Below are 20,347 nucleotides of genomic sequence, written 5' to 3' on the forward strand. Positions count from 1 at the left end.
GGGGTAACTCCGACCGCCCTTCCGGCGGTAGCGAGCGTCCGCCGTACCGCGGCAATTCGGATCGTCCCTCGCAGGGTGAGCGTCCTCCGTACCGTGGCAACTCGGATCGCCCTTCCGGCGGTAGCGAGCGTCCGCCGTACCGCGGCAACTCTGACCGTCCCTCGCAGGGTGAGCGTCCTCCGTACCGGGGTAACTCCGACCGCCCTTCCGGCGGTAGCGAGCGTCCGCCGTACCGCGGCAATTCGGATCGTCCCTCGCAGGGTGAGCGTCCTCCGTACCGTGGCAACTCGGATCGTCCGTCCGGTGGTAGCGACCGCGCTCCGTACCGCGGGAACTCGGAACGACCCAGCAGCGACCGTCCGCGCTCGGACAGTGACAGCAAGCCGTGGACCCAGCGCGGCGGTTCGCCGAACCGTGCCGGCGCCCCGCGTGTCGATGCCGGCAAGAAACTGTGGACTCGCGACGGTGCGCCGGCGCGTAACGACCGCGATGCCCGCGTCGTCGAAGAGGAGATGACCGAGGAGCAGCGCATGCAGCGTGAGCTGCGTTCGGTGCGTCCGCGCCACGACGACCCGGAACTTCCCGACGACATCTCGGCTAACGACCTGGACCGCATTGCCCGTAACGAGCTCAAAACCCTGACGAAGGAGAATGCCGAGACCGTCGGGCGTCACCTGGCCATGGCCGCACGCGTCATCGACGAAGACCCCCAACTCGCCCACCTGCACGTGATGAGCGCTGCCCGTCGGGCTGGTCGCATCGGTGTGGTGCGCGAAAGCCTGGCGATCACCGCGTATGCCACGGGCGATTTTGCCCTGGCCCTGCGCGAGCTGCGCACCTACCGTCGCATTTCGGGCTCCAACGATCAGCTCCCCCTTATGGTCGACAGTGAACGTGGCGTCGGTCGTCCCGACCGTGCCCTCGAGCTGGGTCGTTCGGTCGACCGTGCCACTTTGTCGCCATCTGTCCAGGTGGGCCTGGCCATCGCCATGTCCGGTGCACGCCTCGACCTCGGCGAAACAGATGCCGCACTCGTCGAACTCGAAATTCCGCAGCTCAATCCCAACACGGCCTTCTCCTACAGCCCCGAGCTGTTCGCCGCCTACGCGGAAGTGCTGACCGAGCTCGGCAGGGAGAACGAAGCCGACGAGTGGCTCGAACGGGCTTCGCGCGCCGATGCCGCCCTCGGAGCCTCCGGTGACGATGACGAGACCATCGAGATCGAAGAGATGGAAGAAGACGAAGACGACGCCCTCGCGTCCTTCGTCGCTGAGGAAGAAAATAACGCCGACGATGACCACGCTGAGGACGTTGACGTCGTCGTCGACGTCGACGACAACGCCGTTGCTGAAGCTGCGGACACGGCTGAAACTGATGACGAGACGGAGCCGGATGTTACATCGCCGAAAGCCTGAATTGGCAACACCGCTGGCCGGTGTCGACGTACTTCTGGCAGACCTTGACGGTGTGGTGTACACCGGCCCGGCGGCGATTCCCTTTGCCGTCGAGAGCCTGAACCGTGCCGCCGAGACCATCCGTGTGGGCTACATCACCAATAATGCTGCGCGCACCGACCAGTCGGTCGCGGACCACCTCACCCAGCTCGGGTTGAGCGTGGCGGCAGCGGATGTTGTCACCTCACCCCAGGCTGCGGTGCGGTTACTGGCAGAGCAGGTGGAACCCGGCGCGAGCATCCTCGTCATTGGTGGCGACGGGCTCGTCGACGAGGTCCTCAAGGCCGGGTTCGTCGTGACCCGATCGGCAGACGACAAGCCCGCCGCCGTGATTCAGGGCTTCTCGCCAGAGCTCGGCTGGGTGCATCTCGCCGAGGCGGCGTTCGCGCTCAACGCCGACGGAGTGGGCACGGGCATTCCGTGGATCGCCACCAACACCGACTGGACCATTCCGGTCGCCCGCGGTATCGCCCCCGGCAACGGCACTCTCGTCTCCGCCGTGCACACGGCCGTTGGTCGACTTCCACTCGTGGCTGGCAAACCCGAAACGGCCATCTTTCTGGAGGCCACGCGGCGCTTCGGTGCGCAGAATGCGCTCTTCATCGGTGACCGACTCGACACCGATATTCTGGGCGCCAATCGGGCCGGAATCCCCGCCGTGCTCGTGCTCACCGGCATCGACCGGGCCAAACAGGCCCTCGCCGCCGACAAAGACTCCCGGCCGACGTTCATCATTGAAAACCTGCAACAGCTGCACGAGCCGTACCCCGAGACGGTGTTCTCCAAGGACGGCTCGACCGCCACGGTTAATGGAGCACGCGTGCGCATCAACGGCAACGACGTGCAAATCGTCAAGGAGGGCGACGGCGGAATCGACCTGCTGCGCGCCGCGTGCGCCGCGATCTACCGATCCGGACGCGCGATCTACGGGCTCAACGTTCCGGAGCGACTGTATCTCGCGCAGTAGCCTAGACACTGTGAACCCCGAGCCCGTCATGCCCGAAGAAGAAGTGGTCGATCTCGCGCCGCAGCTGGCTGGCATCGAGGCCCGGCCGCTCGCGCAGCGCGCCGAAGCGTTCAGTGCGCTACACGAGCAGCTGCGCAAAGAACTCGAAGACGCTGATACCGACCTGGCGGGCCGGGCATGACCGGCGCTGATGCCCCCCACGATCATGAAACAGACACACCCATGCCTGAGCACCACGCTGAATTTGAACTGAATTACGCCGACCCGCGTGACGGGCTTCCAGAACGGATGCCCGACTCCCGCCTGGACGCCGCCCTGGCCGATCGTGGGCTGGTTCGCTCCCGAACCGTAGCGGCCAAACTTATCGCCGACGGCCTCGTCACGGTGAACGGTGTCCCCGTCGTGAAGGCCAGCACAAAAGTCTCGGCGGACTCGGTTCTCGAAGTGGCCGCGACCGACCACTACGTCAGCCGGGGTGCCCACAAACTCAACGCTGCACTCGATGCCTTCAACCTCACCGTCACCGGCCGTACAGCGCTCGACGCGGGGGCGAGTACCGGCGGTTTCAGCCAGGTACTGCTCGAACGTGGCGCCGCCTCGGTCATTGCCGCCGATGTCGGCCACGGCCAGCTTGCTGCGCAACTGAAGACCGAGCCGCGGCTGAAGCTGGTCGAGGGGTACAACATCCGCTATGCAACCCCGGAAACCCTCGCCGGGGCATCCGGAATCGACACCCGACCCGACCTCGTCGTGGCCGATCTGTCGTTCATCTCGCTCACCACCGTGTTGCCGGCTCTTGTGGCCACAGCCGCGGCGGGCGCCGACTTCGTGCTACTGATCAAACCGCAGTTTGAGGTAGGCCGCGGCGGTATCCGTGAGGGCATCGTGCACGACAGGGGCCTCCGAAGCGACTCCGTGGCCGGTGTACTCTGGGCCGGCTGGGACCTCGGCCTGAGAACCTGTGGAGTCATCGCCTCGCCCATCATTGGGGCGGCCGGAAACCACGAGTATCTGTGCTGGATGAGCGCCACGACCGGCACGAATCCGACAGAATGGATGGACCGAATCGAAGCACTGGTTGGAGCGTGAGGAGTTGAGCGACACCCCGCGATATTTTCTCATCGTCGCCCATACCGGCCGCGCTGACTCCGTTGAAGCCGCCTCGACGGTGTGTAAGCAGCTTCTGGCCTCCGGGGCGGTGCCGGTGCTCGCCATGGACGAACGCGCTGACCTTCTGGCCGCCTGCCCGGAGCTGAACGGTCATATCGCGATTCTCGGTGACACGGTGCGAACGTCCGACCTTGAACTTGTCATCGTGCTCGGCGGAGACGGTACCATTTTGCGCTCGGCTGAACTCGTGCGTGGATGCTCGGCACCGCTGCTTGGCATCAATCTCGGTCACGTCGGTTTTCTCGCCGAAAGCGAGCGGGACGACCTCGGCGAGGCCGTGCGCCGCGCGCTCAAGGGCGACTACGAGGTCGAGGAACGGCTTGCCCTGTCGGTGCGGGTCAAGGTGGCTGACGAGGTCGTTTACGAAACCTGGGCGCTGAACGAGGTCACTGTCGAAAAAGCCAGTCGCGAACGCATGATTGAGGTCGTCGTCGAGGTCGACGGACGCCCGCTGTCATCCTTCGGCTGCGACGGCGTCGTGCTCTCCACCCCGACCGGCTCGACCGCGTACTCGTTCTCGGCCGGCGGCCCCGTCGTCTGGCCCGGCGTTGAAGCGCTGTTGCTGGTTCCGCTCAGCGCGCACGCACTGTTCGCGAGGCCGCTCGTGGTCGGGCCGGAGTCGTCACTGGCCGTCGAGGTGCTGTCGCGCACCGGTGCCCGCGCAGTGCTCTGCGCCGACGGTCGCCGTACCCAGGATCTTCCCAGCCGCGCCCGTGTGATCGTCCGCCGCTCGGATGTTCCCGTGCGCCTGGCCCGCCTGCACATCGGCCCCTTCACCGACCGCCTGGTCAACAAATTCAACCTGCCGGTCACTGGCTGGCGCGGTCCGGTCGGCCGCGAGTGATCGACGAGCTGTTCATTCGCGACCTCGGCGTCATCGCCGAGGCGACGCTGCCGCTCGGCCCCGGTTTCACCGCCGTGACCGGAGAAACCGGTGCTGGCAAAACCATGGTGGTCACCGCGCTCGGACTGCTGCTCGGCGATCGCGCGGATGCCGGAACCGTGCGTCAGGGCCAGCCGCAGAGTTTTGTACAGGGTCGCTGGGTCATCGACCCCACCAGCGCGGTCGCCGACCGGGTCCGTGACGCTGGGGGAGACCTCGATGGACCCGAACTCATCCTTGGACGCTCCGTCTCGAGTGAGGGACGCAGCCGCGCGATGGTCGGCGGACGTGGCGCTCCGGCGAGCGTGCTCGGTGACCTGCGCAACGATCTCGTCGTCGTGCACGGCCAGAGCGACCAGGTGCGCCTGCGCTCCGCCGCCGCCCAGCGTGACGCCCTCGACCGTTTCGCCGGCCCCGAACTCGCCGCAGTGCTCGGCGACTACCAGCATGCCTTCCACCGCTGGCAGGCCAACCAGGTCGATCTCGACCGGCTCGTCACCGAACGAGATTTGCGAGCCCGCGAGGCCGACGAACTGCGCGCCGCGCTGACCGAGATTGAAACGGTTGCCCCGCAACCCGGCGAGGACGCCGAGTTGGGTGAACGCGCCGAACGCCTCGGCAACCTCGAAGAACTCCGCCTGGCCGGAGAGCAGGCCCGCCAGTTCGTCTCCGCCGAAGACAACCCCGACGACGCGCCCGACGTCGTCGCCCTGCTCGAAGCCGCCCGGCGCGCCCTTGACCGGGTCGCCGCCCACGACGTGGCCCTGCCGCCGCTCGTGACCGCCATCGCCAACGCTGGTTTCGTCGTTGCCGACATCGCTGCCGAGCTCTCGAGCTACCTCGCCGGCCTCGACGCCGATGGCGCCCGCGAACTCGAAATCGTGCAGGAGAGGCGGGCCATACTCGGCATTCTCGCCCGTAAATACCCGGGCGGCCTCGAGGAAGCCATTGGATTCCTCGATACCGGCAGTGCCCGGCTGCTCGAGCTTGATTCCGACTCTGACCGCATCGGGCAGCTCAGCGCCGAAGCGGATGCCGACCGAAAGCTCGTCACCCATCTCGCCGCTGCCCTGACAACGTTGCGCCAGGCAGCCGCGGTGCAACTCGGAATTCGGGTGACCGCCGAGCTCGGCGCGCTGGCGATGCCGGACGCCGTGCTGCTCGTGGAGGTTGAAGCCGGTCTGGAATGCACCGTCACTGGTATCGACCTCGTGCGCCTGCTGTTACAGCCGCACGCTGGCGCTGAGCCGCGGGCGTTGGCGCGCGGGGCATCCGGTGGTGAACTCTCTCGGGTGATGCTTGCCATCGAGGTCGTCATCAACGCGACCGACCCGGTACCTACCTTTGTCTTCGATGAGATCGATGCCGGTGTGGGCGGAGCCGCCGCGATCGAAATCGGTCGGCGACTCGCGCGACTCGCCGAAACCGCGCAGGTAATCGTGGTCACCCATCTCGCTCAGGTCGCCGCGTTTGCCGGCAACCACCTCAGCGTCGTCAAAGACAGCGATGGATCCGTCACCGCATCGAGCGTGCGTCAGCTGCGCGGCGACGACCGTGCCGCCGAAATGGCCCGCCTGCTTTCTGGCCTGCCCGACTCGAAGAGCGGTCTTGAACATGCCAGGGAACTGCTCGACCTTGCGCAGTCCGGCTCCCGCACCTCTGACAGATAAGCGATCAAAATCAGGTGATAGCATTGAAGCCCGTGGTGGAAAATATAATTACACGCGGTTCAGACAACACGCGCATAGGCGGCCCGGGCAATTCAGACGGCACCGTGAAGCACATCTTCGTGACCGGGGGTGTGGTCTCCTCGCTCGGTAAGGGCTTGACGGCGGCCAGCCTCGGTAACCTGCTTACGGCACGCGGCCTGCGCGTCGTCATGCAAAAGCTCGACCCCTACCTCAACGTCGACCCGGGAACGATGAATCCGTTCCAGCACGGTGAGGTCTTCGTCACCGATGACGGCGCCGAAACCGACCTCGACATCGGGCACTACGAACGTTTTCTCGACATCAACCTGGGCCAGTCGGCCAATGTGACGACCGGGCAGATCTACTCGCAGGTCATCGCCAAGGAACGCCGTGGCGAGTACCTCGGCGACACGGTGCAGGTCATTCCACATATCACCGATGAGATCAAGCGGCGCATGCGCCTGCAGGCCAGCGACGATGTGCGCCCCGACGTGATCATCACCGAGGTCGGCGGCACGGTCGGTGACATCGAATCCCAGCCATTCCTCGAGGCCGCCCGCCAGGTGCGCCACGAACTCGGTCGCGGCAACGTGTTCTTCGTGCACGTCTCGCTCGTGCCGTTCCTCGGCGCTGCCGGCGAGCAGAAGACCAAGCCCACTCAACATTCCGTCGCCACCCTGCGATCCATCGGAATCCAGCCCGACGCCCTCGTGCTGCGCAGCGACCGGCCCGTCTCCGAGTCGAACAAGCGCAAAATCGCGCTCATGTGCGACGTCGACGAGGATGCCGTGGTCAACGCCGTCGACGTCGCCTCGATCTACGAGATCCCCACCATGCTGCACGACCAGGGCCTCGATAAGTACATCGTCAACGCCCTCGGCCTCACCGCCGACGTTGTGGACTGGACCGGCTGGAAGAACCTGCTCGAAGCCGTGCGCCACCCCAAGCACGAGGTCACCATCGGCCTGGTCGGCAAGTACATCGACCTGCCGGATGCCTACCTCTCGGTCACCGAGGCGCTGCGAGCTGGCGGATTCGCCAACCAGAGCAAGGTCAAAATCGTCTGGATCGGCTCCGACGATTGCGAAACCGACGAGGGAGCCGCGCGGCTGCTCGGCGAACTCGATGGCATCTGCGTGCCAGGGGGGTTCGGTATCCGCGGCATCGAGGGCAAGCTCGGTGCCCTCAAGTTCGCCCGGGAAAACGGCATCCCCGTGCTCGGCCTGTGTCTTGGCCTGCAGTGCATGGTCATCGAGTACGCCCGCAACAAGGCCGACCTGCCGGGAGCCTCCTCCAGCGAGTTCGACCCGGACACCGAGTTTCCGGTCATCGCGACCATGGAAGAGCAGGTGGAGATCATCGCCGGCGGTGACCTCGGCGGAACTATGCGCCTTGGCCTCTACCCGGCCACCCTTGCTGAAGGCTCTCTGGTCGCCGAGCTGTACGGCGCCAACGAAGCGTCCGAACGTCACCGTCACCGCTATGAGGTCAACAACGCCTTCCGCGACCAGATCGCACAGGCCGGCCTGTGGTTCTCCGGCACCAGCCCTGACCGTCACCTGGTCGAGTACGTCGAGCTCAAGCGCGAGGAGCACCCGTTCTACGTGGGAACCCAAGCCCACCCAGAGCTGCGGTCACGGCCGAACCACGCGCATCCGCTGTTTCGCGGTCTGATCAAGGCTGCGCTCGACCGCCAGGAGGCCAGCCGCTTGTTCGAGGTGAAGGAAGAGCTCAGTGCCTGACGATTTGCTGAAGGACGACGTGCTGCAGGACGACGTGCTGAAGGACGACGTGCTGCAGGACGACGTCATGCCGGTGCAGGTCTCAGCGAGCGACGTGGTCTACGACGGAGCCATCTGGAACGTGCGCCGCGACTCGTTCGACTACAACGGAGCGAGCATCACCCGCGAGTACATCGACCACCCCGGCGCGGTCGCTGTGCTGGCCCTCGACGAGCAGGACCGCGTGCTGCTGATCAAGCAGTACCGGCACCCGACCGGCTTGCGCGGCTGGGAACTACCGGCCGGACTGCTTGACATTGCCGGTGAGAACGCCGTCGTCGGCGCCCAGCGCGAGCTGGCTGAAGAAGCGGATGTCGTCGCCACCGAGTGGGCGTTGCTCACCGAGTTCTACACCACGCCCGGGGGCAGCAACGAAGCCATTCGGATCTATCTCGCTCGGGGCGTCTCGGCGATTGCCGCATTCGACCGCACCCACGAAGAAGCCGATATCGAACCACGCTGGGTATCGCTCGACGCATGCGTCGACGCCGTGCTGGCCAGGCGCGTCTCCAACCCGATCCTGATGGTGGGCATTCTGGCCGCTCAGGTGGCTCGTTCGCGCGGCTGGAGCGCGCTTGCACCCGCGGATTCGCCGTGGCCGCGGCATCCGCGCAGCAGTGGTTCGCGCAGCCTGCACATCACGTCCTGAGCATGACGACCGTCGAGACGGCGGTGGATTCCTACCTGCGGCACGTGGCGGTCGAACGCGGCCTCGCCGTGAACACCGTCGCCGCTTACCGCCGCGACCTGGGGCTGTACACGGCGTGGCTGGCGGTTGATTCTCCCGACGGCCCACCCAGGCCGATCACCGACCTGCAAGTGGTCACTCGGCACCACATCTCGTCGTTTGTGCAGCATCTCGGCCTGCGCCCGGAAGCCCCTTTGACGGCGGCATCCATCGCCCGCGTTCTCTCGACCGTGCGCGGGTTCCACCGTTTTCTGCTCGAAGAGGGAGTGGTCGAAACCGATGTGGCGCACGACACCAAACCGCCTAAACTCGCCCTGCGCCTGCCTAAGGCCATCTCAATCGAACAGGTCAGCGCGCTGCTGGCGGCGACCGACGGTGACGACGTTCAGCGCCTGCGCGATAAGGCCCTGCTCGAACTGCTCTACGCGACCGGAGCCCGGGTGAGCGAGGTGGTCAATCTCAATGTCGACGACGTGCTCGTGGAGGTGTTCGACTCGGTGCGGCTCACCGGTAAGGGGGATAAACAGCGCATCGTGCCGGTCGGCAGTTTTGCGCGCGCCGCTGTCTCTGACTATCTCGTGCGGGCCCGGCCGATACTGTCAGCGCGTGGACGCTCGACACCGGCGCTGTTCCTCGGCCTGCGCGGACAAAGAGTGAGCCGGCAGAATGCCTGGCTGATCATTCGTGCTGCCGCTGAGCGTGCCGGGCTCACCGTGCCCGTGTCGCCGCACACCCTGCGCCACTCGTTCGCGACGCACCTGCTCGCCGGTGGCGCCGATGTACGCGTGGTGCAGGAACTGCTCGGCCATTCCTCGGTCGCCACCACCCAGATCTACACGCTGGTGACCGTCGACACCCTTCGTGACATGTACACGACCGCCCATCCGCGGGCGCGCTAGTCACCTCGTGGTTACTTCAGTTGGCCGCGAATTTCGCCGCCAGGGAAGGTAGGTGTGTGCACGTTGATGTAGTACGCGCGGGGGTTGGCGCTGATGGCTTGGAGCAGGGCGGGGTCGGCGGTTGCGCAACTCTGCACCGTCCAGCTGGTGCCGGAGCCGACAATGAGGGGGATGACCACCGGGCCGGCGACAGTCCGAGGCGCCAGATGGACGTGGCCCGCCACAGCCGGCACTGACAGGTTTCGCGCCGTCATGGTGTAGCACAGCTGGTCACCGGTGATGGCATAGCTAAAGAAACCACTCGCCCCAGTGTCTGCCCCAGTCGTTTCCTGACCGTTGTTCAGCGGGATTGCGGGGCCGCCATCCGGTCTGGCCACGGCGACACCCGTGTTGGCCGCGGTCAGAGCCGCGACGGCCGCCACTATCGCGAGTGTCCGCAGGCCGCCCGATTTCTTCATGCTCATGATTCGTCCTCTGGTCGGTGAAAGTTGTCAGTGCCGTCACGCTACCCGCGGTTAGCGCGGTGCGCAACGCGTGGTCGCGTCCCGGCGGTGCCCTGTGCCCGTCGAGATTCACTAACCGGTGCGTATCGTCAGTGATCTGTCCAGCGCGAGCCGCAACGCCGACTCGTCGGGCCGATTCCGGGTCGAGGGTTCCACTCGCGTGTTCAAGACTTCGACCGACGTACAGATCGGCACCCTGATCAATCAGGGCGGCGGACGCTACTGCGCCACGATCGGCAACGTGGCCGTGAATCCGGGAAACATCTTTGTAAAAAGCAGCCTCGGCGGGTTCGCGTCTCGAAACGTATCGCTCAAATAGTCGCGGTCACGCTCCCGCCACAACGGCGACGGATGCTGCCGGCCGAGCCACCGAGACGGGGCCACGCGGCGATCCTTGCGGCGACGCGTCGTTCCACTCGCTACAATCAAGCAAGTGATGGGTGCAGGACAAATCAAGGACGGGCCAGTGACGCGTAAGTTGAGCGAGCGAATTTCGCTACCCGGTTTCGACGACACTCCGGTAGGTCCGACGGGACGCGAAAAACACGAATTCGCCGATCCGGAGCCGCTCAAAGGCCACGGTCCCGCCCGCATCATCTCCCTTTGCAACCAAAAAGGTGGCGTCGGTAAGACCACGACGACCATCAACCTCGGCGCGGCCCTGGCCAGCTACGGGCGTCGCGTGCTCGCCATCGACTTCGACCCGCAGGGCGCACTCTCAGCCGGCCTCGGCGTGCCCACCCACGACGTCACCACTATCTACGACCTGCTGCTCGACGGCAAGGTCGACCCCAAAGACGCGATCCAGCCGACCTCGGTCGAGGGACTCGATGTCATCCCGGCCAACATCGACCTTTCCGCCGCCGAGGTGCACCTGGTCAACGAGGTCGCCCGCGAGCAGATTCTGGCCCGTGTGCTGCGTAAGATCTCGAGCGACTACGACGTCATCCTCATCGACTGCCAGCCCTCGCTCGGTATCCTCACGGTGAACGCGCTCACCGCCAGCCACGGCGTGCTGATTCCCCTCGAGTGCGAATTCTTCGCCCTGCGCGGCGTCGCCCTGCTCATCGAGACCATCGATAAGGTGCGCGACAGGCTCAACCCCGCCATCGAACTCGACGGCATTCTCGCCACCATGTACGACTCGCGCACCCTGCACTCCCGCGAAGTCCTCGAGCGCGTCGTTGATGCCTTCGGCCACAGTGTGCTGGAGACCGTCATCGGCCGCACCGTGAAATTTCCCGACGCGAGCGTGGCCGGGATACCCATCACCGACTTCGCACCCGAACACGCAGCCGCCAAGGCCTACCTGCAGGTGGCCCGCGAACTGATCCACCGTGGCGCAGTCGCCTAGCGCGGCCGAGAAGCCCGCGTTTTCGGTCGCCCTCGGCAACTTTGAGGGCCCGTTCGATCTGCTGTTGAAACTCATCACCCGGCACGAACTCGACATCACCGAGATTTCGCTCAGCCGGGTGACCGACGAGTTCATCTCCTACCTGCGCGGCCTCGACGCGGCCGAGGAACTCGACCAGGCCACCGAGTTTCTGGTCGTTGCCGCGACGCTTCTCGACCTCAAGGTGGCCGGCCTGCTGCCTCAGGGTGAACTCGTCGACGCCGAAGACTTAGCCCTGCTCGAAGCCCGCGACCTGCTGTTCGCTCGCCTGCTGCAGTACCGCGCTTTCAAGGAAGCGGCGACCTGGTTCACCGACCAGCTCGACACTGAGACCCGCCGTCACGTGCGATCGGTGCGGCTCGAGGAGAAGTACCGTCAGAAGACCCCGGAGCTGGTCTGGACGCTGTCGCTCGCCGATTTCGCCGCGCTGGCCGCCGCTGCCCTCGCTCCGCGCGAGCTGCCCGTTGTAGGCCTGGAACACTTGCACGCGCCGCTGGTCAGTATCCGCGAGCAGGCCGCCTACGTCGTCGCCATGCTGCAGGCGGGGGAGCCGGTTTCATTCCGGGCGCTCACCGCTGGCGTTGATCTGAAGGGTGTCATCATCGCCCGCTTTCTCGCGGTGCTCGAGCTGTATCGCCACGGCGCCCTGTCCTTTGACCAAATCGAGCCCCTCGGCGAGCTCATTCTGCGCTGGAGTAGCCCGTCGCTCGACGGGCGCGAATGGTCTGACGAAAATCTCGGCTCGCTTGGAGCCGACTATGACAACTGAAGTCGGCAATATGGTGAACCAGGCCACCGACACCCGGTCGCGCGCCGGGAAAACGGATGCCGCAGCATTCGCTGTGCGCGAATCCCACGCCCTCGACCGCCAGCTCGAAGCCGTTTTCATGATCGCCGATGAGCCCCAGGGCCTGGTGCACCTCGCGACCGCCGTGGGGCGGCCGATTACCGAGGTGGCGCAATCCGTTGCCCGGCTGGTCGCCGATTTCGATGGAGTCACGGCACCGGACGGTACCTCCACGGTGCGCCGCGGTTTTGAATTGCGCGAGGTCGCCGGCGGTTGGCGCATTTACGTGCGCGCCACGCACGACGAGCTCGTGACCGACTTCGTGCTGACCCAGAATCCCAGCCGGCTCAGCCAGGCAGCACTCGAAACCCTCGCCGTGATCGCGTACAAGCAGCCGATCAGTCGTGGGCAGGTCGCGAGCATTCGCGCCGTCAGCGTCGACTCCGTCGTGCGCACCCTGCTCGGTCGCGGCCTCATCACCGAGGCCTTCACCGACAGTGAAACCGGCGCGATCGCTTACGCCACCACAGACTTGCTGCTCACCCAGCTCGGAATCAACTCGCTCGCCGAGTTACCCCACCTATCGCCGTTACTCGACGACGGCACCGACGGATTCGAGGATCTACTTTGACCCAGGACAACACGCCCAGCGACGCAGCGCCCCGCGACCCCAACTTCAATCCAGAGGCAGCAGCTGACGGTGTGCGCCTGCAGAAGGTACTTGCCTCGGCCGGCGTCGCCAGTCGGCGCGTCTCGGAAGACCTCATCACCTCCGGGCGGGTGCGGGTGAACGGCAAGGTCGTCACCGAGCTCGGCCGCCGCGTGCATCCCGAAACCGACCAGGTCGCCGTCGACAACGTGGCCGTGCAGCTCGACACCACCCGCCGTTACCTCATGCTCAACAAGCCGGTCGGTGTTGTCTCCTCGATGCAGGATGAAAGCGGGCGACCCGACCTGCGCGAATTCACCGACCAGTTCGACGAACGCCTGTTCAACGTGGGCCGGCTCGACGCCCAAACCAGCGGCCTGCTCATTCTCACCAACGACGGTGACCTCGCGCACGTGCTCGCCCATCCCTCCTTCGGCGTCTCCAAGACCTACATCGCCAAGGTCGAGGGGCGCGTCTCGCCGCAGACCATCGGCCAGCTGCAAAGCGGCATCGAACTCGACGACGGCCCCATCCACGCCGACAAGGCACGCATCCTCACGAGCCCTCCCGGCGGCGGGTTCAGCATGGTCGAGCTCACCTTGCACTCCGGCCGCAACCGCATCGTGCGACGGATGCTCGACGCCGTCGGTCACCCCGTGGTCGACCTTGTGCGTCGCCAATTCGGGCCGCTGAACCTGGGCACCCTGCAGCAGGGCGCCGTGCGCGAACTCACCCGCGAAGAACTCGGCCAACTGCTCACCGTGTCCCGCCAGGCGCCGAGTGCGCGCCCTGACGCGAACTAACAGCAGCAATGGTAGGGGACACAACCATGGCTGAAAGCCGCCTCGTCGGTCCGGTGCGTATCGTCGGCGTCGGTCTGCTCGGAACCAGCGTGGGCCTCGGCCTGCGGGACCGCAAGATCGAGACGATCCTCGCCGACGCGTCACCGACCAACCTGCGCATCGCCATCGACTACGGTGCCGGCCGCGCTGCAAAGCCGGGCGATCTCCCGCAACTCATCGTCGTGTGCGTGCCTCCCGACGTCACCGCCGAGATCGTCGCCCGCGAGCTCGAGGCTTATCCGGGAGCGATCGTGACGGATGTCGCGAGTGTCAAACTCGCGCCGCTCGCCGAGCTGCGCGAGCGCGGAGCCGATATCAGCCGCTATATCGGGTCGCATCCGCTCGCCGGTCGGGAGAAGGGCGGCCCGCTCTCCGGCCGCGCTGATTTGTTCATCGGTCGCCCCTGGGTGGTCGCCGCACACGACGCGATCAGCTACCAGCAGGCCGGTGCTATCGACGATCTCATTCTCGACCTCGGCGCGATCCTGGTCGAGATGACGCCGGAAGAGCACGACCTCGGCGTCGCCCTGGTTTCGCACGTGCCGCAGGTCATCTCCACCCTGATGGCCCGCCGCCTCACCGGGGCAGCGCACTCTTCGCTCAACCTGGCCGGCCAGGGCCTGCGCGACGTGACCCGGGTCGCGGCGAGCGACCCCGATCTGTGGGTGCAGATTCTCGGCGCCAACGCCGGCCCGGTGCGTGATGTGCTGCTGGCTTACCGAGACGACCTCGACCGGTTCATCGACGCCCTCGAAGATCCAGACGCGCCCGGAGCGCAGCGCCAGGTCGCCGAGGAACTCGCCGGCGGAAACGTCGGAGTGGCCCGTCTGCCCGGCAAACACGGGCAGGACCGACGGTTCTCCTCGATGATCGTCATGGTCAACGACCAGCCCGGCCAGATCGCTCGCCTGCTCAACGACATCGGGGAGCTCGGAGTCAACCTCGAAGACTTACGCTTGGAACACTCGCCCGGCGCCCAGATCGGTCTCGCCGAAATCTCTGTACTGCCCGGCGCCGTCACTCGCCTCACCGAAGAGCTGGCCGCGCGCGGCTGGCGGATTGCTGGTTAACGTACATGGCACGTCACACCCTTCCAACCCTCGTCGCTATCGATGGGCCGGCCGGCAGCGGCAAATCGAGCGTGAGCCGTGCCGCCGCACGTCGTCTCGGCTTCGCCTACCTCGACACCGGCGCCGCCTACCGCGCGCTGGCCTGGCTGGCGCTTGAGCGCAATACAGACAACACCCAAACGGATGCCGTCTCCGCGCTCCTCAAAGACTTCGACTATGCGATCGGTACCGACCCAGACGACTACTTCGTCACGGTGGGGCAGACCGACGTGACCGACGCCATCCGCTCACCGGAGGTCAGTGCAGCGGTCAGCGCTGTCGCCCGCCTTCCCGCGGTGCGAGGCGCGCTCACCGAGCTGTTTCGCAGCATCGCCGAGAACGTGGATCGACCCGGAGTCATCGTCGAAGGACGCGACATCACAACCATCGTGGCCCCGGAAGCCGAGGTGCGCATTCTACTCACGGCATCCGAGGAGGCTAGAATGAGAAGACGCTCTGCGGAAATAACGACCCAATCGGCTGAAACCGTGGCAGAACAGTTGCGATCACGTGATCGTGCTGACTCACAGGTTGTCGATTTCATGAGCGCGGCTGACGGTGTGATAACCGTCGACTCCACCCATCTCGACTTCGAGCAGACCGTTGAAGCGGTCATCGACGTCTACCACACACGCACGAAGCGGGCTTTGAATGAGTAACGAATACGACGACACGAGCGCAGCGCTCGACACCGAGCTGGCGGAACGACTCGCCAATCTCGATGAGGAACTTGCCACGCGGCGTTCCGTCGCGCTGCGCACGGACCTCGACAACTATGACCTCGATGAGGAAGACCTCGACGTACTGCAGGCCGTCACCGACGACCCCGACGCGATTCAGTACCTGCCGGCCGTTCCGGTGATCGCCATTGTCGGGCGCCCGAACGTGGGAAAATCAGCGCTGGTCAACCGTATCCTCGGTCGCCGCGAGGCCGTCGTCGAGGATACCCCCGGTGTGACGCGTGACCGTGTCGCGTACAAGGGCGAATGGCACGAGCGCAAGTTCAGCCTCGTCGACACCGGCGGCTGGGAGCCCGACGCTAAGGGTATCGACGCCTCCGTCGCTGCCCAGGCCGAGATCGCCATCGACCTGTCCGACCTGGTCATGTTCGTCGTGGACTCCAACGTGGGCCCGACCTCGACCGATGAGGCCGTCGTGCGAATGCTGCGTAAGAGCGGCAAACCGGTCTTTCTGATCGCCAACAAGGTCGATGACGTGCGCCAGGAGCCCGAAGCGGCCAGCCTGTGGTCGCTCGGCCTCGGCCAGCCGTGGCCGGTTTCTGCCCTGCACGGTCGTGGTGTTGCCGACCTGCTCGATGCGATCCTGCTCGTGCTGCCCGAAATTTCCAACGTTGCCAAGCAGGAGGTCGGCGGTCCGCGCCGCGTGGCCATCCTCGGTCGCCCGAACGTCGGCAAGTCCAGCCTGCTCAATAAGGTCGTGGGGGAGGAGCGTGTTGTTGTCAACGAGCTCGCCGGCACGACCCGCGACCCGGTCGATGAGCAGGTTGAGCTCGGCGGCAAGGTGTGGCGTTTCGTCGACACCGCCGGCATTCGCCGTCGTGTGCACCTCTCGCAGGGCGCCGACTTCTACGCCTCCCTGCGTACCAGCGCGGCTTTGGAAAAGGCCGAGGTTGCCGTTGTGTTGCTCGACGTGACCGAAGTCATCAGCGAGCAGGATATTCGGGTCATCGACCTCGTCATCGAATCGGGCCGTGCACTCGTTCTGGCGTTCAACAAGTGGGACCAGATCGACGACGACCGTCGCCGATACCTGGAGCGGGAGATCGAGCAGGATCTGGCGCACGTGGCTTGGGCCCCGCGCGTGAACATCTCGGCCAAAACCGGTCGTCATATGGAAAAGCTGGTTCCGGCGCTTGAGCTCGCGCTCGAATCGTGGGACACCCGCATCGCCACGGGTAAGTTCAACGCCTTCCTGGCTGAGCTCGCTGCCGCCCACCCGCACCCCGTGCGCAGCGGCAAGCAGCCTCGGATTCTGTTCGGTACACAGGCCTCGAGCCGCCCGCCGACGTTTGTGGTATTCACCACCGGATTCCTTGACCCGGGCTACCGTCGCTACATTCAGCGACGCCTGCGCGAGATCTACGGCTTCGAGGGCAGCCCGATCAACCTCAGTATGCGCGTGCGTGAGAAGCGCAAACGCTAGATTCGCAGACTTCAAGCGGTCGGTCCTGTTAACGCAGGTCCGGCCGCTTTTTTTGAGTGCCGAGTGTTCGTCGCGGCAGCGTAAGTGAGGTCACTCGATTTGCGTGTGCACCCTAAGTGGGCAATGCTCATGGAGTACATTGTGGCCCCCTACGGCCGATCAACCGCACGTTCCCGGACTTGTGCGCGACAAAGAATATACGTAACTAACCAATGGCATTCAGAAATACCCGCACATCTTTTTCGAATCAATTTTCAACTGGCACCACCCCGACTGTCTCCACCAGCACGGCTCCACGGAAGGCCGTTCTTTCGGTTCTGGCAGTTTCCGTCGTCGCCCTGTCCGGTCTCGTCGTCAGTCCGGCTCAAGCTGATATCAGCAACGCCGAGACACTGAGCGCATCGATTGTGATTCCCGAGCGCGACAGAGTCACCACCGACTTGGGTACGGTACCGTCCGGCCTGAAATCTGTCGAGGTGAAGTTCTTCACCTCTGAGGTCGCTTCGCAAACTCAGGTAAAAATTGCACTTGGTCCAGAGGGCTCCAAAGCGTACTCGTTTACCGCGCCGGCTGGTACCAGCCCAACCAAGACCATAACGGTTCCCGTGACGCCGGAGATGGACGGCACGGTCACCGCCGTCAGTAGCGTCGCCGACGTCACGCTGAACCTTTCGGTCGACGGCTTTGAGCGCGCCGAAGGCAGCCCGGCGCCTGCACCGGCTCCGGAGCCCATTCGTGCTCTGGCTCCCACTCCCACACCGACTCCCACTCCGACTCCGACTCCGACACCGACTCCCACTCCCACACCGGCTCCCGCGCCGGCACCGGTTCCCGTACCGAGTCCCACTCCGGAGCCTTCGCCGGTGACGAGTGCAACGCCCGGTGCTTCCAACACGGGCGTTCCCTCTGGAACTGCTTTAACCGTGCACAATGGTGACATCAACGTGACCAAACCGGGCACAGTGCTGAATGGCCTTGATATTCGCGGCCTGATCAAGATCAGCGCCCCCGATGTGACCATCAAGAATTCCATCATTCGGGGTGGCACCATGAACGGTCCAGGGGCGCTAATCAATAACCTCGGCGGACACCGAAACCTGGTTGTCACCGATACCGAGCTGTCCCCAAGTACCGCTTCGCCCCACGCCAATGGAATCTACGGCTATAACTTCACGGCGACACGCTTGAACATCAATAACGTCATCGATGGCATTCACGTCACCGGAAGCAACGTGAGTCTGCAGGATTCCTGGATCCACGATCACATGCATTACAGCAATGACCCGAATCAGGGCGGTTCCCCCAGTCACGACGATGGCATTCAGATTCAGGCTGGAAACAACGTGACCGTGACCGGCAACCGGCTCACCGATTCGCACAGCGCTGCCGTGCAGATCACGCAGGACCGGGGACCGGTCTCCAACTTCACTTTTAGCGACAACTTCGCGAACGGTGGAGCCTGCACCGTGAACATTGCGGAAAAGTCACACGGTCCGATCAGGGGAGCGACCATTACCGACAACACTTTCGGTCGTGATTCTCGCCTTTCCAACTGCGCCGTGATCGCCCCGACGACCACCAAGATCGACTTTGCGAATAACTACTACGTACCCGACGACACCCTCGTCACGATCAGAAAAGGGTAGTTCTGATCGCTGTCATGGCGCTGGATCCTTGCCAGTATTACGGTAGCTAGTGCGTGTGTGATGTGTAAACTCAAAATTTGTTAGATGGATGTGGCCGGACCTGTTTGCGCAGGTCCGGCCGCTTTTTTGCGCTCACTGTGAGCAAAGAGTCTGCACCTTCGAATCTGGGGCTTCGACCTCCCGAGCCGGGAAACGTGCCCGCACGCTCAAGGCACCCGAAGGACTGCCAGAAGCGGGACTGTTCCCCAGGCGGTGTGATCCAGGGGCGACCGTGGCGCGCGGAGCGTGCGGAGCGTGCACGCGAACGGTCCCGGTCACCAGGCACCATCCGCTTGCTACGTGCATCGTCACATCTTCGCGCAGGTCGTCGGCTGGAGGTTTTCGCGGGTAGCCGGGCTTGTCGGTGACCTGCGCCTCGCTGAGGCGGTCAACGCGAAAGGTTCGCCAGTCGGCAGCATCGAGGCTGTAGGCGAGGAGGTACCAGTGGCCCATCGTATGCACGAGGTGCAACGGTTCAAGCTGTCGGTTTGTGGTGTCTCCCGAGTAGCGGCGGCTCGGGCAGTTCCGTGTCGGGGATTCTTTCGACCACCGGTTCAGCCGGCGCCGCAGGGATACACCGTCTAGATCAGAATCAGATTGTTGATCACGTCAGCGGCACTTCTGTGCATAGGCTCCTGGCGCGAACGGGCGTGCGCGCGGAGACGCTTGAAGGCCTCATCCATATTGATGTTGTTGCGTGCCGCGATGACGCCCTTTGCCTGCTCGATGAAAACTCGGCTGTTCAGTGCGTGTTGAAGCTGAGCGTTCACCGTCGCGTTTTTTCGAGCTGTACGTTCGTGAAGGAGAGTGATGGTCGCCACGTCGGCCAGGGCCTGCCCGATGACCGCATCCTCATCACTCAACGCACCTTTGTGACTTCGAAACAGGTTCAGTGCGCCGATTGTATTTGGACGAAAGCGCATCGGAATGGCGTGTACGGATTGAAAACCTTGGGCCAGCGCTGCTGCCTGAAAAACAGGATAGTCGTTACCATCCGTTGCAATATCGCTCAGGGTGACGACCGTGCCGGAACGATAGGCGTCAACGCATGGACCGGCGCCGGCCTCGTGTTGCAGCACCTCGACCCGACGGCTTTCCTCACTCGTGGAGGCGATGACCTGAAGATTGCCCTGTTGATCTGCCAGGAGAAGACCCGCTGCCGTGGCGTCGAGCAACACAACACACTGATCGACCAAAGTACGCAGGAGATCAGCAGAGTCGTACTCTCCCACCAGCGCGTCAGCCAGTTGCACAAATGCTCCGCTCACCAGCGAGGCGCGAGACAGATTCGTCATACGTATCATTCTGGACTCCTTCCCACAATTGGTAACGAGCTCCGCCCGAATCTCAGTATTTTGGGAGGAAGGCGTCTTCCTTCCCGTCACTATCCTGCTGTTGGTCAGCGACGTTCTCACCTTCAGCGACGTTGTCACCGTCAGCGGAACGATCAGCCAGCCGCTCTGGGTCGTGATCCCGGCCAAGCGATCTCGGCCGCGCTGGGCGACCCGCTCGGCGACGGTATCGGCCGCACTTATCGCGTTCATTCCCCCGAAGATGGCCCGCGATATTTGCCAAGTTCGCCGACCACGTTCGCCGATCATCATCCTCGACTTCTTCGAACAGCTCCACGCGGTCATTGGACTTAGCGCCGCCGTCGAATTCTTCCCGGCCTGCGTGCTCAGT

The 20,347-nt window shown here is 64.6% G+C and carries 21 protein-coding genes; 18 read left to right on the forward strand and 3 right to left on the reverse strand.

Translation table 11 applies throughout. The features are described 5' to 3' along the window. The 9 genes from E3T27_RS16885 to xerD form a co-directional block, all read left to right on the forward strand. On the forward strand, positions 1-1,415 hold a 1,415-nt coding region (locus E3T27_RS16885; RefSeq protein WP_241992106.1), incomplete at its 5' end, for a primosomal protein. After that, entirely contained in the window at positions 1,393-2,421 is a 1,029-nt protein-coding gene (locus E3T27_RS03950) for an HAD-IIA family hydrolase (protein ID WP_134571656.1), read from the forward strand. The genes E3T27_RS16885 and E3T27_RS03950, both read left to right, overlap by 23 nt. A gap of 10 nt (positions 2,422-2,431) precedes the next feature. Further along, positions 2,432-2,602, forward strand: coding sequence for a hypothetical protein (locus E3T27_RS16455; protein ID WP_166786089.1), 171 nt, complete (start codon positions 2,432-2,434; stop codon positions 2,600-2,602). A 107-nt stretch (positions 2,603-2,709) separates the two neighbouring features. Next, positions 2,710-3,510, forward strand: a complete 801-nt coding sequence (locus E3T27_RS03955) for a TlyA family RNA methyltransferase (RefSeq protein WP_104196153.1) — start codon at positions 2,710-2,712, stop codon at positions 3,508-3,510. Between the two features lie 4 nt (positions 3,511-3,514). Next, positions 3,515-4,435, forward strand: a complete 921-nt coding sequence (locus tag E3T27_RS03960; RefSeq protein WP_104196152.1) for an NAD kinase — start codon at positions 3,515-3,517, stop codon at positions 4,433-4,435. Then, the gene (gene recN, locus E3T27_RS03965) at positions 4,432-6,144 is read left to right on the forward strand and encodes a DNA repair protein RecN (RefSeq protein WP_134571657.1); all 1,713 of its coding nucleotides are present in this window, start codon (positions 4,432-4,434) and stop codon (positions 6,142-6,144) included. The genes E3T27_RS03960 and recN overlap by 4 nt, the downstream gene beginning before the upstream one ends. 104 nt (positions 6,145-6,248) lie before the next feature. Beyond that, a complete protein-coding gene (locus tag E3T27_RS03970; protein ID WP_369831120.1) occupies positions 6,249-7,907 on the forward strand; it encodes a CTP synthase in 1,659 nt (552 codons plus the stop codon). A 67-nt stretch (positions 7,908-7,974) separates the two neighbouring features. Beyond that, a complete protein-coding gene (locus E3T27_RS03975) occupies positions 7,975-8,595 on the forward strand; it encodes an NUDIX domain-containing protein (protein WP_104196150.1) in 621 nt (206 codons plus the stop codon). A gap of 2 nt (positions 8,596-8,597) precedes the next feature. Next, complete coding sequence (gene xerD, locus E3T27_RS03980; protein WP_104196138.1) at positions 8,598-9,533, forward strand: site-specific tyrosine recombinase XerD; 936 nt, start codon at positions 8,598-8,600, stop codon at positions 9,531-9,533. An 11-nt stretch (positions 9,534-9,544) separates the two neighbouring features. Here the strand turns inward: xerD and E3T27_RS03985 are convergent, their stop codons facing one another. Then, a complete protein-coding gene (locus tag E3T27_RS03985) occupies positions 9,545-9,997 on the reverse strand; it encodes a CHRD domain-containing protein (protein ID WP_233200569.1) in 453 nt (150 codons plus the stop codon). Between the two features lie 118 nt (positions 9,998-10,115). Between E3T27_RS03985 and E3T27_RS03990 the strand changes: the two genes are divergently transcribed. The 9 genes from E3T27_RS03990 (at position 10,116) to E3T27_RS04030 (ending at position 18,625) form a co-directional block, all read left to right on the forward strand. Further along, complete coding sequence (locus tag E3T27_RS03990) at positions 10,116-10,355, forward strand: hypothetical protein (RefSeq protein WP_134571658.1); 240 nt, start codon at positions 10,116-10,118, stop codon at positions 10,353-10,355. A gap of 117 nt (positions 10,356-10,472) precedes the next feature. Further along, complete coding sequence (locus E3T27_RS03995; RefSeq protein ID WP_134571784.1) at positions 10,473-11,390, forward strand: ParA family protein; 918 nt, start codon at positions 10,473-10,475, stop codon at positions 11,388-11,390. Continuing rightward, positions 11,374-12,198, forward strand: a complete 825-nt coding sequence (locus E3T27_RS04000; protein ID WP_134571659.1) for a segregation and condensation protein A — start codon at positions 11,374-11,376, stop codon at positions 12,196-12,198. The genes E3T27_RS03995 and E3T27_RS04000 overlap by 17 nt, the downstream gene beginning before the upstream one ends. A 10-nt stretch (positions 12,199-12,208) precedes the next feature. Beyond that, positions 12,209-12,847 (forward strand): SMC-Scp complex subunit ScpB, encoded by a 639-nt coding sequence (gene scpB, locus E3T27_RS04005; RefSeq protein ID WP_134571785.1) that lies wholly within the window; start codon positions 12,209-12,211, stop codon positions 12,845-12,847. 71 nt (positions 12,848-12,918) lie between these two features. Further along, positions 12,919-13,668 carry a pseudouridine synthase gene (locus tag E3T27_RS04010; protein WP_233193167.1) on the forward strand — a complete coding sequence of 250 codons (750 nt, stop codon included), beginning with the start codon at positions 12,919-12,921 and terminating at the stop codon, positions 13,666-13,668. Positions 13,669-13,694: 26 nt separating this feature from the next. Beyond that, positions 13,695-14,777: a prephenate dehydrogenase gene (locus E3T27_RS04015; protein ID WP_104196133.1), complete on the forward strand. Its 1,083-nt coding sequence runs from the start codon at positions 13,695-13,697 to the stop codon at positions 14,775-14,777. Positions 14,778-14,782: 5 nt separating this feature from the next. Then, positions 14,783-15,475 carry a (d)CMP kinase gene (cmk, locus tag E3T27_RS04020; protein ID WP_104196132.1) on the forward strand — a complete coding sequence of 231 codons (693 nt, stop codon included), beginning with the start codon at positions 14,783-14,785 and terminating at the stop codon, positions 15,473-15,475. Next, positions 15,468-16,979, forward strand: coding sequence for a ribosome biogenesis GTPase Der (gene der / locus E3T27_RS04025; RefSeq protein WP_104126024.1), 1,512 nt, complete (start codon positions 15,468-15,470; stop codon positions 16,977-16,979). The genes cmk and der overlap by 8 nt, the downstream gene beginning before the upstream one ends. A 212-nt stretch (positions 16,980-17,191) precedes the next feature. Next, the gene (locus E3T27_RS04030) at positions 17,192-18,625 is read left to right on the forward strand and encodes a right-handed parallel beta-helix repeat-containing protein (protein WP_134571660.1); all 1,434 of its coding nucleotides are present in this window, start codon (positions 17,192-17,194) and stop codon (positions 18,623-18,625) included. Between the two features lie 132 nt (positions 18,626-18,757). Here E3T27_RS04030 and E3T27_RS04035 read toward each other — a convergent pair whose 3' ends face one another. Both E3T27_RS04035 and E3T27_RS04040 read right to left on the reverse strand, forming a co-directional pair. Next, a complete protein-coding gene (locus tag E3T27_RS04035; protein WP_134571661.1) occupies positions 18,758-19,234 on the reverse strand; it encodes a WYL domain-containing protein in 477 nt (158 codons plus the stop codon). A gap of 11 nt (positions 19,235-19,245) precedes the next feature. Beyond that, positions 19,246-20,268: a GAF and ANTAR domain-containing protein gene (locus tag E3T27_RS04040; RefSeq protein ID WP_338144886.1), complete on the reverse strand. Its 1,023-nt coding sequence runs from the start codon at positions 20,266-20,268 to the stop codon at positions 19,246-19,248. Between the last annotated feature and the right edge of the window lie 79 nt (positions 20,269-20,347).

It is taken from the genome of Cryobacterium lyxosi, assembly GCF_004403345.1.
In the GTDB taxonomy this organism is placed as follows: domain Bacteria; phylum Actinomycetota; class Actinomycetes; order Actinomycetales; family Microbacteriaceae; genus Cryobacterium; species Cryobacterium lyxosi.

Bases quoted from the DNA above. Each gene is read 5' to 3' on its own strand.
- E3T27_RS03950 (WP_134571656.1), top strand. From the start codon at position 1,393: ATGTTACATCGCCGAAAGCCTGAATTGGCAACACCGCTGGCCGGTGTC.
- E3T27_RS03955 (WP_104196153.1), top strand. From the start codon at position 2,710: ATGCCCGACTCCCGCCTGGACGCCGCCCTGGCCGATCGTGGGCTGGTT.
- E3T27_RS03975 (WP_104196150.1), top strand. From the start codon at position 7,975: ATGCCGGTGCAGGTCTCAGCGAGCGACGTGGTCTACGACGGAGCCATC.
- xerD (WP_104196138.1), top strand. From the start codon at position 8,598: ATGACGACCGTCGAGACGGCGGTGGATTCCTACCTGCGGCACGTGGCG.
- E3T27_RS03985 (WP_233200569.1), bottom strand. From the start codon at position 9,997: ATGAGCATGAAGAAATCGGGCGGCCTGCGGACACTCGCGATAGTGGCG.
- E3T27_RS03995 (WP_134571784.1), top strand. From the start codon at position 10,473: ATGGGTGCAGGACAAATCAAGGACGGGCCAGTGACGCGTAAGTTGAGC.
- scpB (WP_134571785.1), top strand. From the start codon at position 12,209: ATGGTGAACCAGGCCACCGACACCCGGTCGCGCGCCGGGAAAACGGAT.
- E3T27_RS04015 (WP_104196133.1), top strand. From the start codon at position 13,695: ATGGCTGAAAGCCGCCTCGTCGGTCCGGTGCGTATCGTCGGCGTCGGT.
- cmk (WP_104196132.1), top strand. From the start codon at position 14,783: ATGGCACGTCACACCCTTCCAACCCTCGTCGCTATCGATGGGCCGGCC.
- der (WP_104126024.1), top strand. From the start codon at position 15,468: ATGAGTAACGAATACGACGACACGAGCGCAGCGCTCGACACCGAGCTG.
- E3T27_RS04030 (WP_134571660.1), top strand. From the start codon at position 17,192: ATGGCATTCAGAAATACCCGCACATCTTTTTCGAATCAATTTTCAACT.
- E3T27_RS04040 (WP_338144886.1), bottom strand. From the start codon at position 20,268: ATGATGATCGGCGAACGTGGTCGGCGAACTTGGCAAATATCGCGGGCC.